At 63.1% G+C, this 14,084-nt stretch carries 8 protein-coding genes; 2 read left to right on the forward strand and 6 right to left on the reverse strand.

Features of this window, described 5'->3' with window-relative positions; all coding sequences use genetic code 11:
• The first annotated feature begins 29 nt into the window (after nucleotides 1-29).
• Entirely contained in the window at nucleotides 30-545 is a 516-nt protein-coding gene (locus tag ABFJ78_RS03190; protein ID WP_436384088.1) for an SCP2 sterol-binding domain-containing protein, read from the forward strand.
• 43 nt (nucleotides 546-588) lie between these two features.
• Here ABFJ78_RS03190 and drmB read toward each other — a convergent pair whose 3' ends face one another.
• Genes drmB through ABFJ78_RS03210 form a run of 4 tightly spaced genes read right to left on the reverse strand, consistent with a single transcriptional unit; the run spans nucleotide 589 to nucleotide 11,720 of the window.
• Nucleotides 589-2,397: a DrmB family protein gene (drmB, locus tag ABFJ78_RS03195; RefSeq protein WP_436384089.1), complete on the reverse strand. Its 1,809-nt coding sequence runs from the start codon at nucleotides 2,395-2,397 to the stop codon at nucleotides 589-591.
• The gene (locus ABFJ78_RS03200; RefSeq protein WP_436384091.1) at nucleotides 2,378-5,509 is read right to left on the reverse strand and encodes a helicase-related protein; all 3,132 of its coding nucleotides are present in this window, start codon (nucleotides 5,507-5,509) and stop codon (nucleotides 2,378-2,380) included. Before ABFJ78_RS03200 ends, drmB begins: the two co-directional genes overlap by 20 nt.
• Before the next feature lie 41 nt (nucleotides 5,510-5,550).
• Nucleotides 5,551-7,068: an NERD domain-containing protein gene (locus tag ABFJ78_RS03205; protein ID WP_436384092.1), complete on the reverse strand. Its 1,518-nt coding sequence runs from the start codon at nucleotides 7,066-7,068 to the stop codon at nucleotides 5,551-5,553.
• Entirely contained in the window at nucleotides 7,065-11,720 is a 4,656-nt protein-coding gene (locus ABFJ78_RS03210; protein ID WP_436384093.1) for a sacsin N-terminal ATP-binding-like domain-containing protein, read from the reverse strand. Before ABFJ78_RS03210 ends, ABFJ78_RS03205 begins: the two co-directional genes overlap by 4 nt.
• A 309-nt stretch (nucleotides 11,721-12,029) precedes the next feature.
• Here ABFJ78_RS03210 and ABFJ78_RS03215 point away from each other — a divergent pair, with 309 nt between their 5' ends.
• Nucleotides 12,030-13,121: a DNA cytosine methyltransferase gene (locus tag ABFJ78_RS03215; RefSeq protein ID WP_436384095.1), complete on the forward strand. Its 1,092-nt coding sequence runs from the start codon at nucleotides 12,030-12,032 to the stop codon at nucleotides 13,119-13,121.
• Between the two features lie 3 nt (nucleotides 13,122-13,124).
• Here ABFJ78_RS03215 and ABFJ78_RS03220 read toward each other — a convergent pair whose 3' ends face one another.
• Nucleotides 13,125-13,499 (reverse strand): very short patch repair endonuclease, encoded by a 375-nt coding sequence (locus ABFJ78_RS03220; protein WP_436385371.1) that lies wholly within the window; start codon nucleotides 13,497-13,499, stop codon nucleotides 13,125-13,127.
• A 74-nt stretch (nucleotides 13,500-13,573) separates the two neighbouring features.
• On the reverse strand, nucleotides 13,574-14,047 hold the full coding sequence (locus ABFJ78_RS03225) for an FxsA family protein (RefSeq protein ID WP_436384096.1): 474 nt from the start codon (nucleotides 14,045-14,047) through the stop codon (nucleotides 13,574-13,576).
• Between the last annotated feature and the right edge of the window lie 37 nt (nucleotides 14,048-14,084).

Genomic DNA, 14,084 nt, shown 5'->3' on the forward strand with positions numbered 1-14,084 from the left:
CGTTCGCGGACAAGCTCGTCATCGGCAACTTGACGCCCGCGCAGTTCATCCAGGTGCTGGAAACCCTGCACATGCTGGGCTCCGCGGGAGCGGGCATCGAGCTGAGTTCGTTGTCGACGGACGTCCTGGTGGACGTGGTCCGCCGGGCGTCTCGCGAGCAACTGAAGGCGATCGCTTCTCATCCGGAGCTGCGCGCAGTGTTTCTGGACGAGATTTTCCGCAGAATGTCGGAGCACTTTTCCCCGGCGCGGGCGCGCCACGTGGATTTCGTGGTTTCGTGGCGCTTTTCCGAGGGAACGGGCGAGGACGGCTACGACCGTTTCCAGACGGTGATCGAGGACGGGGTGTGCGTTTCCTCAACGGACTTATCCCGCACACCGGACACCACGATCACGCTGTCGGTGGACGACTTCATCCGGATGGCCACGGGCAACGCCGCAGTGGCGGCGATGTTCGTGACGGGCCGGGTCAAGGTGAAGGGCGAGTACGCCCCGGCGGTCCGGTTCTCGAGCTACTTCGACATCCCCAAGCCAACCGTGGACTAGACAGCATTGCGAACCAGTCCCGTCGGGGTGTCCTCGTTTCAGGTCATCTGCCGTCCGTCCGTCGCAGCTCGTCGAGTACATGGTCCAGAAGGCCGGGCACGGTTCCACCGCCGAGGACAAGCTGGCGGTCCAGGAGACGATTTCCGGTTTCGCAGGAGGTTTCACTGACGAGTGCGCAACCGTGGCAGGCGGACAGGTTGAGGTGCGAAGAACCTTGGCGATCGCTCTCGATGCACACCGGATCGTTCGAACAGACGTCCGCGTCGCCCAAGGCGGCCAGCAGCAGAGGGATTAGCTTGTCGGGATGTCCGAGCCGGACGAGGCCGCCGAGTGTTCCCTGTGCGTCGCCGCCTGCTGTGTAGATCAGAATGCCGGCGGTGCGATCAGGACGTTCAGAGTGCGCGTAGATGCGCTCCTGCAGTGATGCCGATGAGTAGCCGCTAGCGAAGGCCAGCCGACGGATGAGGAGATGAGCGATGGTGTGCAACGCGATGAAACGCGGCTCCGGCACGGCAAGGCGGTGAGCCCATGGGCTCGAGTTCCGTCGGGCCACCAGGATCTCGGCACGTGCGCGGACTTCCGGCGCACTTTCCCAATCGGACAACTGGTCTTCGTTGAATCGTAGGAAGATACCTTCGCCGAACATTTCGACGGCCGGGTAGATCGGCTTTCGTTTGCTATCGATACCCAAGCCCGCCTTGACGAACTCGGCGTCTGCTTTGTGTCGCCGGAATCCACGAAGTGCCCGAACCTCGCGGACGCGGCGCACCTGACCGATCCCGGTCAATCTGCTCGTCAACGCTGACGGACGGTGGCTCTCGGCGGACACCTGCCAACCGTCGACCACGAAGTCGTCTTCGCCGTGATCCCGACCGCTGTCGAGCTTCTTGCAGAAGGCAGCCCACTCGCCGTCTTTGAGGCCGAGGAGAGGAGCCTCCTCAGCATCGTCTCCGCCAGCCGCTAGGGCGAGTACGTCCGTTGTCGCGACCCCGACTTCATCCGCGATCCATCCGGCCACCATCTCGGCCTGGGGCCCGCCGTTATCGGCGACTACCTTCTCGAAGTACACGTGGTTACGGATTTTCTCCGTTTGCTCGGCCGACCGGGGAACCTCTTCGGGAATGTCGAGGGCTGACAGATGTTCGGCAATGTAGTTGCCGGTGGCGCCCCGCTGAACGGCGCTCAGTCGGTAATCGCACACAGTGTCACTCGTCGGTTCCTGCCAAGGCTGACAACCGGCACAACGAATCCCGTCGCGATGTAGTGAGTCCTTAACCACGAGCTCGGAGAGCGGGCGACTGCGCCGGCACCCCGCGCAGTGCACGCTGAGCGATGCGAGGCCCTCCCCGCGCTGGGAAGTTCTGACGAACTTGAGTTGCTTGTAAGATCGACAAAAACGCGCGGCGTCGGTGACGTCCCCGCTGTTACCACGATGCGCCCACTTGAACCAGGGCACGTCCTGGATGTGGCTACCCTTCTCGCAGACGGCGACGTAACGCATCGGGACGAGCTTTCCGCCGCACTCGCACCTGTTGACCCAACGGCCCTTGTTCCTGCCGGTGATCTGGGACAGCCGGCTGCATTGCTCGCAGAACCGCCACGCGGGAAAGCGCCAGTAGAGCAGGTGTGCTGTTTCCTTGGCAGCACGCCCGGCGTGTGCGGGCGGCTGTCGGAGGACGCCCGGTCCTAGCCGAGCGAGGAGCCGATCGCAGCTGATCTCGGCCGAGTACTTGCGATCCCACCAGGAGGTATCGGCCGCGATCAGGGATTCGCCAAGCACGTCGACGATGGATCCCACGCCGAAAGGTGTGATCGTCTCCGAAAGACGGAGATCATGCACGATTGGTTCCACCGTTGCCACCTTCCAGCGGTTCGCGTATGTGGATCGCGACGTTCGGCTCGACCGATCTCATCGAATCTGCGACGAGCCACCCCTGACCACTCTGACCGAAGCGCTTGAGCAGCGCATCGTCCTCCTGCTTTTGACGGTCGTACACCAGCGTGGTGCCTGCCTCGCGAGCGATCTTCGCGCGACGATCCCATTCGTTTATGAGCCGCCACATCTCTTGCTCGGCCTCTTCTGCCTCGACTCGATCTGAGCGGGTCACTAGATCAAGAAAGCGCGTCAGGAGCTTTTCGATCGAGCTTCGTACACGGTCATCGTCGAGATCCAGGCGTGACGCAGCGTCGTTCGCCGCGAGAATCGGAAATGAATGCCGCAACAAGACCACCAACGCGCCCGCCAAGGAACGCGTTCGCGAGGACAACGACCAGGGGGTTACACTTGTCGGTTCAACGTTGCGATAGAGAGCTTCGTGATACGAACGGAAACTCTCGAAATGGGAGCGATCGCGAGCCCGGTTCGATCGGAACAGCGTGGTGACCATCCCATTGTTCTGGCCACGCCCCACCCTGCTGGTCGCCTGAATGTACTCGGCGGTCGTCTTGGGTTGACCCACCATCAACATCAGAGCCAGCCGGGGGATGTCGATCCCGACCGAGAGCATGTTCGACGAGAGAACGACATCGATCGCCTCTGATGAATCGTCGATGCTTCGTCCCAGCTCGCGAAGGTCGTTGGGAAGTTCGTCCGGCCCTCGTCGACTTGTGAGCTCGAGGATCCGGTCGGCGCGAACCTGTCGCAACGGTATCTCCAACCGCTCCGACCGTGGTTCGAGGCGACCGTTGACGTCGTCGACCACAAGCGTTCCGGTGCGGCCGAGTTCGCGGAGGCTGTTGTGGTACATCACCAGTGTCCAGTACGAGTCTCTCGCGGTGGACGTGGTCGAGTCAGCGGCGAGCACCTCTGGTATCTCGACCAGTGGGGCTGTCGCGGCGACGACCGCAGATACCTGCGAGACCGACTGCGGCATCAGCCCGACGTAGAGACGACCTTCACCGCTTTCCACCGGACGGGAGAAGAAGGTCCGATCGCCGTGAAGCCCTGCCGGCGGGTACAGGGCGACGGCTCGTCCGTACAGACCTCGAACCTGCTCGTCCGACGCACGGATTGTGGCGGTCGACGCGACAATCTTGGGAGCCCGGCCGCCATGGCTCAGCAGCACCTGGATGACAGCGTCGAAGACAGCGACAGTCGTGCCAAGCGGACCTGATAGCAGATGCAGCTCGTCCTGGATGATCAGTGACGGTTGCCGGAACGGAGTGCCGAGTCCGAGCAACTTGCCCGCATCGGGAAGAAACTGCAGGCGCGCGAACTTATCGACGGTCGCCAGGAGAATCGTCGGTGGATCCTCGTAGAGGACCTCGTCGACCACAGCCACTGGAAGTTCACTGTGGAACTCGCACCTCGTCCAAGTGCAGTGGATGAGTACGTCATGGCCGACATCGCGAAAGCCGTAACGGTCCGGATCGATGGACCTGGATCGCGGCAGGAGAGGCGCGCCGCACCACGGACAGCTCTCGATTTGGAACTGGTTCGCCTCCTCGGGGCGTGCAGCTTTATGCAGGCGTTCGAGCGCCGCCTTTGCGTCTACGCGGGTGCGAGGAGTGACCTCGTTCCCCACCCAGAGCCCGATGGAGAACGGAGCCATCCCCCTCGCCCGCTGGTCATCTTTCCGGAGCAGCTCCATCGCACAGATGAGTGTGGCCGCGCGTTGGAACTGCTGAGAGGTCAGCAAGCGGAGGGTGTATCGCGTGATCACCGCGGTTCCAGCCCCGGAGATGCCGTGGGCGATACGGCGTCGGAAGATCTCCACGGCGGCAAGACCCAGATATGCCTCGGTCTTGCCGCCGCCGGTAGGAAACCAGATCAAGTCGACGAGTTCACGGTCACCGTGTGTTTCGTCGACCGTCGACGCCATGGCCACCAGTAGAAAGCCGAGCTGGAACGGACGCCACCGGGGCTCTTTGACGATGGCCGGATCAGTGCCACCCTTGATCGCAGTCTGTTGCATCTGTAGCCGCATAGCCGTCATGCCAAGAGCGAAGGCAGTTCTCAACGAGTCTTGCCCAGGCGCGCGAAGGAGCTCGACGCCAGCTCTCATCCGACGCAAGGCGGTATCCGCTCGATCGGTGATTGAGCGCGCGACTGGCGCGTCAGCGCCGAAGTCGTCGATACAGTCGGTCTGCTCGGTGACCCATCGGGCGAACTCGTCGACGAAAGCGTCCAGCATCGGCGTCACCTGGCTGGTCTCCGTATCGATGCGTGACAGGTTGTCAAGCAAGAGCGCTTGCGACGCGACGGATTCGGGATCGAGTCCGGTCGTCTCGACGGCGGGCACGACGAAGGCGGGCACCGGTTGGAGGAAGATCCGCGTGCAGATCCCGTCGGTGATGTCCCAGTCCGCCGCCATGCCGTGGCCGACTGCGTAGGTCTTGTTGTCTCGGTACCGGAGTCGTAACTCAGCGGCTTCAGGATCGGAGTCGAACGCATTGGACCTGTCGTACTCCAGGATACGGCCACCGCGTGCCGGGGTCACCTCGAGAGCCACCTGGAACAGGGTCAGGCCGATGTCGCGGCGGTCTTCGTCGGTCGAAACGGCCGACACTCGAGCGTGAACCGTCACGAGATGAGCGTTTCCGAAGCTGCGCCACCTCGATCCAATCTCGATCGGCACCTCGCCTGCGGCAAGGACGTGCGGGGGACGTCCTTGTGTGAGTTCGAGCCCCTCGAACCGGAACGGTGCACGTCGCCAACGCGGCGGACCATCATCACTGATCGATTGGTAGGTCCCACCGGAAAAGTCGCACGACACGATCGGCTTGTCGGTGACGAAGGAAATTGCAACTGACGACGGCCGCCAGTCCTCGGCGAGCGGGACGCCCGCGCTGGCCTCCTCCACCTCACCTGCAGCCACGTCCGCTTGTACCTGCGCATCTTCTCCGGCGATGTTGGGTCCCGGAGGCGACGATGCCGCGGGGAACAGCATTCCTACGGCGTACTGACGGTCGGGCAGATTGAATAGGACTTCATTCTCACCGCGATCAGGGCCGGTGTATGCCATTCGAAGGTGGGCTAGTGCGACCTCCTGATTCCGGGTGAGTGTCACTTCTTCTCCAACTGTCGTCGAACCAAGTGCTGGATGCGTCGTTTGTCATCACGCGTGAGCACTACATCCAAGGAAACTCGCGCGCGTGTCACGGCGACGTAGAACGCTGCAGTCGTCGCTTCGTCGAAAACCTCGGGAAGCTCACAGACGATCACGTGGTCAGCCTCGAGGCCCTTGGCGTACTTGGGGCTGGTCACGGTGAAACCATGCTTCGTCCTTTGGGGCGGCGCGCTCGAGACTGTGCGGATGATCCAGATGTCGTCGGGGCGGACACCCTCGGCGGTCAACTCCTGCGCCACGGATTCGGCCTTGACCAGGCTGTCTTCTTCGGCCGCCTGCCATCGAACCTTCTCGCCGTGGACGATGCCGGGGTCTCCTACATCCGCACCGACGTACTCTTGGACCATGTGCACGATCGCCCGGGTATTCCGGACGTTGAGAGCTAGATCGACCGAAAGCGCATCGGAGGCAACAATCTCCAGGACATCGGGATCGAAGTGCCCGTCCACATGCGCCTGATTGTTCATGTCGAGGAACATCCGCCATCGCCCGCTGCCTCTGCCGCCGGCGACCACACCGTCGATCTTGTCCATGCCGTCCGCAGTCATCAGGTCTTGCGCCTCGTCGACGAACACGATGTCGTATGCCTTCGCGGGTTCCAGCTGGTCGAAAGGCAGCAGATCGATTCCGCGACCGAGTATGTGAGGGGAGAAGAAGTTGCGGAGCGCAGGCGAGCGGAATGTGATCAGAACGGATTTGCCTTGGTCCGCCTCCTGCTTGGCCGCCTCGACGAGAACCAGCGACTTACCTGTGCCGGCACCGCCGAATACCAATACCCGAGGATTTCGTGCCAGGGAAGCGAGCACCCTGGCCTGACCCGACGTGGCCCGGTTCTGCTCCTCGATCACCGCACCGCGCTGCGCGTCGATCACCGGCATGCGGGTGAAGTGCCCGAACAGGCGCGTCCTCAGGTCTTCTGTTCTCGCCAGCTTACGATCCGCCGGTGGCTTTGGAGCGTTGTATGCGATCTTGTCGAGAGCGTCGGTCAACCTGCCGATGCTCATGTGGTCACGCGCCAGCCAGTTACTCGGCTGCCACTCGATCGAGTGTGGCGGGTCGTCGATGTCCGGGGTAATTACGACGGCCTCGTGCGCGAACCAGCCGACCCCTTCTTCGCGGAGAATTTTCTGAAGGGCATACATCGCCGACTGCGCTTGCTCCATCGGCGAGGTGGCGAGTTTATGCCAGTCGCCCCGTCGGTCGATGCTGTACCAGACGCCGTCGTGTTTTCTCACGCCGCCGCCCTTTACCTCGACGACGACGACGATTTTCTTCCACAATACGACGAAGTCTGCCTCAGCCTGCTGCTTGTACGCGTGGGACCGTAGCTTCACCGAGTGGAAGGCGACCGCATCTGGATCCCCCTCGATCTCCCGTAAGAGGCGGGCTGTCCTGCGTTCCGCGTCGCTAGTTGAATTCTTCTCTATGTCGGTCAGGTCCGGAACGAGGATCACGCGTACTGCTCCTGCCAAAGGTCTTCGTACTTACGATAACCGAGCCATTCGTTGAAGGTTCCGAAGTTGTCTGCCATGTCCACGATCAGACACTCTTCTTTCCCACCGTTGTCGGGACCACGGAGACCGCGTCCGGCCATCTGGATGTAGGCGTTCGGACTGAAGGTGGGGCGAGCGATGTAGAGGGCGCGGACGCCGGGAGCGTCGAAGCCTTGAGCCAGCAGATCACAGTTCGCGAGGACACGGATCTCGTTCCTCTTGAACTTCTCGATGACCTCTCGGCGTTCCTGCCTGCCGGTTTGCCCGCTCACAGCAGCCGCCTCGACGTTCCGATAACGCAATGTTGCAGCGAGCACCTGGGCTGAGAGGACGTTGGGCGTGAAGACGAGCACCGGCCAGCTCGGGTCCAGACTCATGATGTGGTTGACGAGCGTCGACATCCGTGCAAGGTCGGCGCCAACGCGGTCCATGACCCGCGCCGGAACCCGGCGTTGCCGCTCTGCCTCGGCCGCCTCATCCGGCTGAAGAGCGACGTCGATGCCTGAGAGTACCTCGTGTCGAACCCTTGCCAGGACGCCAGTTTCCGTAAGGTGCCGGTAGGCGTTGGTCGAGTCGAAGATGTCGATCTTCCGGATGCCGAACCGGCTCGCGAGCGCCGCGGTCGCAGACTCGGAAGTACCCTTGAAAGGCGTCGCTGACAGCCCGATGAGGGGCCGTTCCCAACCACGACCTGCAACGCCCAACCAAGTGAGGATTCGAGTGTACCGTTCAGAACCGCCTGCTCGGTGTCCCTCATCGACGATCACCGCGGCGGCGTTCCTCAGCCAACCGTACTCAGGATTCTCGAGGACGACGTCGAGCTTGGCATCCGTCGCGATCACAACTGAAAATTCCGTATCCGGTTCGTGCACTGTGTTGTTTTCCCACAGCCTGCCGACCGTCAGCGGACGCTCGTCGCCGAGGCCACGCCAGACGGTGCTCCAAGTCTGGACAGCCTGTTCGCAAAGTTCCTGCGATTGTGCTATCCACAAGATCGGACCTTGCAAGCCGCCATCGATGAAGAGGCGGAGTACAGTCTCGGCTGCCACTCGAGTCTTGCCCGATCCGGTTGGGAGCTCGACCATTGCCTTGAGATGACGACCATTCGCCTCGCGAAGTGTGAGAACGTCCCTCAAGCGGCTGCTGATCTTCTGCTGGAAGGGGTGAAGAGGATTGAGTTTGACGGCGCCGGGTACGACGAATTCTTCCTCCTGGTGCCGGGTGCGTCGGCCGGCATATTCGCTTCCGAAGCCCATCTGCCGCAGCCACGAGATGGTCGAGGCGCCCCCCGTCCACTGCGTAGGTACGTCGACGAAACCTTCTTGTCGGAACTGGTCGGCGAGCAACTTGATCGAGTCGGAGCCGAAGACCCTCAGGAGCAGCTCGGCGACTGAGGTGTTGTCGTCCACCAGGCTCTGGCCTTCGAGCGCGTGCCAAAGTCCCTTTGGTAGCGCGTCGCGCAGATCGTCCGGACCGAAGTAGACTTCCAGTCGTTCGGCATCGGTGGATACGGCTTTGGCTTCTTGGCGTAGCGCCTGAAGACGCTGGTCCAACGCTGCCTTGCGGACGTTCTCGAGTTCGGCGTTCGTGAGGCAGAGGTCGAAGGCCTCGTTGACGACGACGAGGAGGCGGCGCTCATCGATGTCACTGAGTACCACCAGGTCGGCTCCGTCGCGATGCCACTCGAGCGACTGGTCTTCGACGCCGCTCTCGGTGGTTACCCGCTTGACCAATCGGAGTGCGCGCGCAACCGTCGCGTTTCGTACTGTGTCCGCGGCAGGCGTGGCACGTAACCCGCTGAAGATGTCGACGATGCGCTCGCTCTCCTGCTCTCCCTCGATCACCATGGAGAAGGCGAAGCTGTCTTCGAATCGACGGCAGCCGACGGAAGCCGTGAGCTCGACCACCTGTTCGCCCGTGACCCGCAAGTAAGGGCGCTGACGCGAGTAGAGGAATTCCTCTTGCTCGTCATTGGTGGCAAGGTACACAGAAGCTGGCGGGCGTGCCTCGACCGCGCGCTTCACCCGAGCTGGGATGGTCGCGGGCCGACTCTCGGGATACGCGACGCGGCATGCAGCGGTGATGAACTCGACGAGTACGGCGTTGTCGAGACTCGACGGGAACAGCTCCGCTTCGAGGGCGTCGCGGAGAACCGAACATGGTACGGCGTCCAATGTGTCAGGGAGGCCCAACGCGTCGGCAACCGGTCGAGGTCCGTCGAAAAGCGGCAGGAGGTATTTGTACTTGAGCATAGACGGAGCGACCACCTCGGCAGGCGGACGAAACCCGCGATCGGTGTTCAGCAGGCCTGCACGGTTCACCGCCCAGCGAACGGGCGATTCCACCGGATGAGACGTGCCTGTGTCCAAATCTTCACACGTCCAGTCCGAGTCACCGCCTTGGAGCAGTCCGACGGTCCAGGCCGCGCGTGACCGGTCGGACGCCCCGGCATCCCGAAGGAGGGACAGTACGGAAAAAGGGCCGGGGCCGTCGCCCGGGTACAACTCCACGCGTTCGATCGGACGCTGGCCGGGACCTTGTCTTGCGTTGAGCGTTGTCAAAACCCACTCCCGATACTGCCCGAAGAGGGGTTCGTCCTCCGATGAGTAGCTGCTGACGGGGCTGTGCACGACCCCGAGCCGGTGCGCCACCGAGGGGAGGCAACGGTCGTGGTCCAGGATCTTGGCCGCCAGCTCGTCACCCAATGGTTCGTCGAGGTCGAAGACCTGCGTCGGCCACGCCCAGCCGCCGTCCCGGGTCGGGACTTTGACCGTGGTCGTGTGCTCCCTCAAGACCTTTGCCGCTTGGGCCACTGGAACGCCGAGCACGGCATCCCAGACCTTGGAAAGCTGCTCGTCATCAGGACTGGCCGACAGCTTCGCAAGTCGAGCGTTCAGGATCGCCAGAGGATCCAAGTCGCGGAATCTGAACCCCCTGAGGATTTTGTCCACCCCGGGTTGAGCGAGGTAGTCGGGAGCCACGAAGACCGCGTGCTCGATCGCTATGTCGTCTTCCTGGTGCAAGAAGACGGTGTTCCTGTCCCGTAGCGTGCGGATGCCGTCGGTGGTCGGAACCACCTTGGCGTGATCGATATCGGGCAGGTTTCGATGGGCCTCGACGAACTTGAGCGCACGAGCGGAGGACATGACATCGTCGCCGTCTGCCCACTCCCGCAGCCATGAGAGCAGCCCACGCTTGGCCACGGCTTCCAGGGCACGTTTGTCATCCCTGTCCTTGTCGAGAAGAGTTTGGGACACCGATGCCACGAAAAGCTGGCGTAGACGCGTCGCTCGCTGTAGCGACGTGTAACAGCGCCAGTGCGGAACATCGTCGCCGGTGTTCGGCGAGTCAGTCCACTCTCGGTGATCACTTGCCTCGACGTTTGCAATGGTCAGGTCCAGAGGTCGCAGCCTTGCAGCGCATGTGAGCGCTCCCGTTGCGTCAGGAATGAGGGCGGCCGTCGCTGACAGTTGCGGAACGTGTGCGCACAGTAGCTCATCGCCGAACGATAGAGCTTCTCGGCCTCGCGCAGGCATGTAGTCGAGGTGGGCGGCGGGATCGTCGGAGGTGCTGACGCGTGGCAGCAGCTTGACGAACATCTGCGAGAGAGTTTTCAGCATCTCTCGGTTGTAGTCGTTTCTCAGCAGCGTAGTCCGGTCGTCGTTCACGCTCCACGGCGCATTGAAAAGGGCGGACGCCGACGTCTGATCCTTGAGGGGGAAGTATGACCAGAATTGCCCGATCCGCTGTCGTGTATGGCGTTTCGGGACTGCGACGGAGACTTTGACCTTCTCTCGCGAGACGGCCTCACCGACTTGCTTCCGTGCTTCGGCTGACGGTGAGTGCATCAGGCTCTCGACGATCCACTCTTCGCCGCTACCGTCGGGACGCTCGATCTTCAAGATCCCTTGGCCGAAATCCCGGGAAACGTGGGTCGTCTCGAACGGTTCGACGCCGAGGATGCGAAGCTTGATTTCTCGAATGGCACCGACGAAGAGCAGGAACTCCGAAGGGAACAGCTCGATCTCCCGGCGGAGTCGGGCGAGGCTGGATGCCCGGGGGAGCTTGACGACTGTGGTCGCCCAATCGGCGAGCTTGGTGAGGATTGGATCCTCGGCGAACGCCGCCTCTGCGTCAACCACTGTCGCAGTTCGCAGGATCGGATGGCGTCTTGCGGTGGACTTGATTGCTGCGATCGCTGCCTGAGCCCGCGGTGAGTTGAATTCGAACGACACGGACCGGCTGAAGACCTGCGGGGAGTCCGAAACGGCGAGAACGGACTTGAAGCCGAGGCCGAAGCGTCCGATCTCGTCGCCCCGCTTGCCGCTCAGGTGAGCGTGGGTGATCGCGGTTATCCCGCTCCGGGAGAACGGACGTCCGGTATTGGCACAGTATAGCGTCTGGTTCGCCATGTCGAGGACGATTTCGACTCGGCCAGCGGAACTTACTTCGGGGTCGGCTCCGGACATGGCGTCAGCGCCGTTCTGGACGAGTTCGAGGAGCGTCCGCTCCGAGTAGCCCCCGACCCGGATCGATTCCTCATGATTCGCATGCTCTGAGATGAGATTCGGGTTCTTGTCGTAGACCGCGATGGCGACGTCGAACTGGTTCACGACCTCTTGGACCAGTTCCGCGTCTGGCCGCCAAGATTGCGGATCTGTCACCGCTTATCCCCGCTCCTCGTGTTTGAACTCAGTCTGCAGGTTCCTCGTCTGGGACGTCGGAAGACAATCCCAGGCCGAAGTAGTCGCCTCGAAACGTAACGTGCTTCGTAACCTTTCACGTCGTGAGGGCGGCCAACTTTGTTACGCCAGTCCGTCACGAACGTGTCACGCCGGTGCGGATGTCGAAGCCGCACTCGGCCGGCGTGTCGGGTTCGGCGGGACGAGTCTTGTCGGACCCTCCTTATACACTTCCGTCCTATGACCGACGGACAGTTGGCCCCGCCGTTATCCGCGCAGGTCGAGATGGTGGATCTCTTCGCAGGTCCGGGCGGTCTCGACGTCGCCGCCCACTGGCTCGGCATGTCCGTCGTCGGCATCGAATGGGACGAAGACGCCTGCGTCACTCGCGAGCAAGCTAGCTTGCTCACCAAGCAGAGTGATGTCCGCCTTTCTAAGCCGGCTGACTACCCGAAAGCGCGCTACCTGAGTGGTGGCCCCCCCTGTCAGACGTACACGGTTGCGGGGCAAGGCGCCGGCAGGCGGGCGCTGGAGCAGGTGCTTTCCTTCGTCGACGCCATCGCCGAGGGCGAAGATGTGACAGAAGACCTCGCTCAGCTGGACGACGAGCGCACCGGCTTGGTGCTGGAGCCGCTTCGGTGGGCGCTTGACGCAGGCGTCCCGTACGAGGCGATCGTGCTCGAGCAGGTCCCGACCGTGCTGCCGGTGTGGCAAGCGTACGCCCGAGTGCTCGAAGAGCGCGGGTACAGCGTCGATTGTGGAATTCTCCACACCGAGGACTTTGGAGTTCCACAGACACGCCGCCGGGCGATTTTGATCGCTCGGCGTGATGGCGAAGCGAAGCTGCCCCAACCCACGCACCGGCGGTACCGTAAGGGGACGCCGCGCGGCGAGGGCGATCCGCGTTTGCGTCCGTGGAAAACCATGGGTGAAGCGCTCGGCTGGTCGGAGCAGTTCACGGTGGTATCCAACTACGGTACCGGCGGTGATCCGAAGGCTCGTGGAGAACGGCTGTCGACCCAGCCCGCTTTCACCGTGACCGGAAAAGTATCCCGTAACCGGCTGGTCGGCAGGGCGAAAGGAATGCCGGACCGCCTCTCCGACTACGAGGCAGGCAAACTGCAAACCTTCCCGCCCGACTACCCGTGGTCCGGTCGAGGCATCGCGCAGCAGATCGGCAACGCCATTCCGCCGCGGTTGGCCGCACATGTCCTCGCCGCAGCTCTGGGTAAGGAGCTCGACGTGGCGAAGCTGGACTCGTGCGTCAAACGAAGCTGGAGAGACACGCGTGGCGGATGCGACGGCCTGTTAAAGGACACCGCCAGGAGCTGAGGTTCAGCGTCGTTCCCGGACCGCGGCGATGACCCGGTCCGCCGCAGCATCCACTGTCTCGTGCTCCCACACACGGAGCGACAACCACCCGGCATCGTCGAGGCGAGCGTCGGTGTCTGCGTCGCGCCTGCGGTTGGTCTCGATCTTCTCGCGCCAGAATTCCGCGTTGTTCTTCGGCCACGTCGCGTGCTCCGGACACCCGTGCCAGAAACATCCGTCGACGAAGACCGCGACGCGTGCGGGGCCGAATACCAGGTCCGCCTCCCGGCGCACCCCTTTGACCGGTCGCCGGTGCACTCGGTAGCGGAAGCCGGCGCTGTGGAGGAGTCTGCGCAGTGCCATCTCGATCCCGGTGTTCCGGGACTTCTGCTTGCTCATCCGGACGCGTACCGCGGATGTGGTCTTCAAGCGCTCCACGCGCACATTGTGGCAAAGTTCGAGCCCAGCGAGGACTACCCCTCGATGATCCGGCCCTCGATCACCGTCGGCTGGTCGCGGCGCGGCCCCGCGTCCGAAGGCGGCACGACCTCACTGTCCACCACCATCACCGGCCCCCGCCGCTGGTTGGCGAACCGGACCGCTCGCTTCTCCATCCGCCGCAGCCACCACCGACGCGCCACCGCCCGTGACGGCGGCAGCATCAGCAGCAACCCCAGGACGTCCGAAACGAACCCCGGCACCAGGATCAACACCCCGCCGAGCGCGACCAGCATCCCGTCGGTCAGTTCCTTCTCCGCCGGTTGCCCGGCCCGGGCCGCCGACATGAACGCCCGCATCGCCTTGCCGCCCTCGCGGCGGGCCAGCCACGAGCCCAGGAACGCGCCGGCCAGGAGGAGGCCCAGCGTGCCGAGCACGCCGACGGCCGATCCCACCGCCCAGATCGCGGCGATCTCGGCGAAGACGTAGAGCAGGAACGCGACAGCCATACCCGGTCAACGAACGAGCTGTCCGATTTGCTCCCGC

Origin of the sequence: Amycolatopsis sp. MEPSY49, from assembly GCF_051337345.1 — a bacterium.
Lineage (GTDB): Bacteria > Actinomycetota > Actinomycetes > Mycobacteriales > Pseudonocardiaceae > Amycolatopsis.

Coding starts and splice junctions, on each gene's coding strand:
- ABFJ78_RS03200 (WP_436384091.1), bottom strand. CDS start 5,509: ATGGCATACACCGGCCCTGATCGCGGTGAGAATGAAGTCCTATTCAAT.
- ABFJ78_RS03215 (WP_436384095.1), top strand. CDS start 12,030: ATGACCGACGGACAGTTGGCCCCGCCGTTATCCGCGCAGGTCGAGATG.
- ABFJ78_RS03220 (WP_436385371.1), bottom strand. CDS start 13,499: ATGAGCAAGCAGAAGTCCCGGAACACCGGGATCGAGATGGCACTGCGC.
- ABFJ78_RS03225 (WP_436384096.1), bottom strand. CDS start 14,047: ATGGCTGTCGCGTTCCTGCTCTACGTCTTCGCCGAGATCGCCGCGATC.